The following is a 1,993-nucleotide window of genomic DNA, read 5'->3' as shown; positions in this document are numbered from 1 at the left end:
ATGCATGCGAGAGGGGCTGCCGTCCTTGATGAATCCGGCGCGCCGCCATTGTTCCGCCTGGACATCGCCCTGGGCGGTTTTGCGCAAGCGCGGCAGGGCCAATCCATCAAAGAGCACATCCAGGAACTCATCGGCGGACAGGACGACGGCGATTTCGTCATTGCCCAGGCCATCGGGAGAACCTTCGCGCCCGCCCTCGCCCTGTCCGCTTTGTGGCTTCTGGATAGCGTCTCCGCGCTGATATTCCTTGTTACCTGGCAAGACTCTTTCCCAGGAGGTGTTACTCATATCCGGTCGGAAGCTGTGTTCCTGCAAATCGCGGGTCGGGACCGGAATGGTATGCTGGCCTTTGGCCAGGTCTTCTATGGAGCCGGAGCGCGCCATATTTTCCACGGTTTCTTTCAGACGGGCACGCACTCTTCTTTTGAGGCGCTCCTGATTCGCGGTGGACCGGGTTCCGGCGCTGCGACGGTCGATAATGGTGCTCATGAAAAACCTCCCTGTGAATGAAGCCTCATGGAGATGGTTTGATTACTTCAGGTGTCGGCGGATTGCATTCAGTCGCCAGCCTGCGAAAACTCGCCCGTGACAACATAAACGCGCCAATCGTTGGCATATCTGGCCCATCTTTTTGGTCAAAAAACACCGATTTTCGGTTAAGGCCAGTAACGATCACTTTTCGGTCGTAATCCCGATTATCGGGATGCAGGGTGTGGGCCACCAGATACCAGTGATTAATCTGAATGCGCATTCAATCGATCTATTTCAGTAGCGACAAAATTATCCATGTGCGCGGCAACAGAGGCCCCGAGTTGGGTACCTGCCTGGAAAGCCGCCTCCAGCGCTGCCCGAAGCTCCCACACCGACACGTTATGGAAATCAGCACTATCGGAATGCTGCGTTTGCAAGGTTTCGACCCGCAGATATTTTTGGGCAATGGTGGTCAGCAGCGGTTCAATCTGCGGATGCTTTTTGGTCTGTGTAATCACTTTTTCGGCAATCAGTTCCATAAGTCCATCCTAAAAGAATATGAAAAATACACACCCTATGAGGATACCATACGCAAAATCAGACACGTTTAAATGCGCTCGTTAAGGTTCAGTAAAAAACAGGCGCAAAAACCATTGACAGGATGAAAAAGCCTTCTTAGACTACGGAACATTACTTTTTTGAGGTTTTTCGATGAACGGACAGCAAAGCGGTTTCATAGCAGGACAGCAGGCTTGCACCCGGCAGGCTTGCAGCCAGCAGACATGCAGCCAGCAGACATGCAGCCATACGGGATACTGCGTGGAAAGCTGTGCAGGCTATTGGCCGTTATCCGTCACATCGAAAAATCCATCCACCATGCAATCAGGCTTTAACAGATAACCGGGGCCCCATAACGGAGTCCCACGAACAAAGGGGCTCCACCGGAAGCACAAGAACCGGCAGCCTCGTGGAAAACAGGCTGCCGGTTTTGTTTTGTCTGGCATCCCGCTCTTTTAAAATCGAGGATTCACATTGTGTGTCCGTCATGTTGGCGGATGCACACCAGAGAGGATGTGTTAAGCCGCTTCGTTTCTGGTGTGCATGGAAGCGCACATACGCTTTTACATGCCGGCATAGCTCAATTGGTAGAGCGCCTGCCTCCAAAGCAGGATGTTCGCGGTTCGAGTCCGTGTGCCGGTGCCATTTTTGAAGCGGGAAAGTAGACTGGTCTTACGCTTGGCTTCATACGCCAGGAGACGCCGTTCGAGCCGGCATTCCGCTACCAATTTTATTATGCTGTTGTCCCGCCTGGTAGGGCTTTCTAAAATTTGCCCATCCACAGAATAGGCAACGGCGCCCATTCTGGATACACGCGAACGGACCATATTGCCGGTGCGGTATCCGAATATCGGTGGTCCCGCCGTGGTGTTTTTCATGGAAAACACCTACCGGGCATTTTGGGGTGTAGCTCAGTAGGTAGAGCGTCCGGCTGTTAACCAGAATGTCGCAGGTTCGAGCCCTG

Annotated in this window: 3 protein-coding genes and 2 tRNA genes; 2 read left to right on the top strand and 3 right to left on the bottom strand. The window is 53.1% G+C overall.

Annotated features, from left to right (window positions below; genetic code table 11):
- The 3 genes from AC2VLY_RS12775 to AC2VLY_RS12765 all read right to left on the bottom strand — a co-directional run.
- Positions 1-489: DUF444 family protein (locus tag AC2VLY_RS12775; protein WP_486894185.1), on the bottom strand; the 489-nt coding region annotated here is incomplete at its 3' end.
- A 25-nt stretch (positions 490-514) separates the two neighbouring features.
- Positions 515-751, bottom strand: a complete 237-nt coding sequence (locus AC2VLY_RS12770; protein ID WP_486922400.1) for a hypothetical protein — start codon at positions 749-751, stop codon at positions 515-517.
- The gene (locus tag AC2VLY_RS12765; protein WP_051488130.1) at positions 735-1,010 is read right to left on the bottom strand and encodes a DUF6900 domain-containing protein; all 276 of its coding nucleotides are present in this window, start codon (positions 1,008-1,010) and stop codon (positions 735-737) included. Before AC2VLY_RS12765 ends, AC2VLY_RS12770 begins: the two co-directional genes overlap by 17 nt.
- 588 nt (positions 1,011-1,598) lie before the next feature.
- On the opposite strand from AC2VLY_RS12765, the gene AC2VLY_RS12760 reads away from it, so the two are divergent.
- Positions 1,599-1,674 (top strand) — tRNA-Trp (locus AC2VLY_RS12760).
- 7 nt (positions 1,675-1,681) lie between these two features.
- Positions 1,682-1,756: transfer RNA gene (locus AC2VLY_RS12755), tRNA-Met, on the top strand.
- The last annotated feature ends 237 nt before the right edge of the window (positions 1,757-1,993 follow it).

Source organism: Acidithiobacillus sp. TH-A36 (assembly GCF_057473445.1).
This window is presented reverse-complemented; position numbering and strand designations above follow the sequence as displayed.

Bases quoted from the DNA above. Each gene is read 5' to 3' on its own strand.
- AC2VLY_RS12770 (WP_486922400.1), bottom strand. From the start codon at position 751: ATGCGCATTCAGATTAATCACTGGTATCTGGTGGCCCACACCCTGCAT.
- AC2VLY_RS12765 (WP_051488130.1), bottom strand. From the start codon at position 1,010: ATGGAACTGATTGCCGAAAAAGTGATTACACAGACCAAAAAGCATCCG.